Genomic DNA, 561 nt, shown 5'->3' on the forward strand with positions numbered 1-561 from the left:
GGCGGCCGAGATGGCGTTGCTCGGGAACCGGGTCTCGGCCGCGGATGCCGACAGGTTCGGGCTCGTCGCGAAGACGGTGCCGGACGATCGGCTGCTCGACCACGTCCGGACGGTCGCGGCACGGACCGCTGCCGGCCCGCGGCGCGCCCTCGCCCTGACCAAACAGGCGCTGAACGCGTCGACGCTGGGGGCGTTGGACGAGGCACTGGAACGCGAGAAGGCGGGCCAGGCCGAGTTGCTGACGTCGGCCGACTTCTTCGAGGGGGCCACCGCGATGTTGCAGAAGCGCCCCCCGCGGTTCGCCTGACCCCCAGCACACTTCCGGTCCCGGGTCCGCTGCGTGCCCCCGAGGCAGGTATCGCCGAGAACAACGCTCTGGCCAGGAGTTTACGGAGGCGCGCGAGGGTGCCTCGGCGTCGACGCGCGTGCCTGTCCAGTGCCTGAAACTTGAGAATCCTCGTTAACAAGAGCCTGGCGCATGCCCGGCGCCTGTAATGAACGTCAGGCACAACGCAAGGGGCGCTTCCGCAACATCGCGGGGTCCCCCTCGCAGAACGCGGC

The 561-nt window shown here is 70.1% G+C and carries 1 protein-coding gene; it reads left to right on the forward strand.

What is annotated here, in order from left to right; genetic code table 11:
- The coding region (locus A8G15_RS16325; protein WP_245687868.1) for an enoyl-CoA hydratase-related protein at positions 1-307 on the forward strand (307 nt) is incomplete at its 5' end.
- Positions 308-561: the final 254 nt, after the last annotated feature.

This window comes from Rhodococcus phenolicus, assembly GCF_001646785.1.
Lineage (GTDB): Bacteria > Actinomycetota > Actinomycetes > Mycobacteriales > Mycobacteriaceae > Rhodococcus > Rhodococcus phenolicus.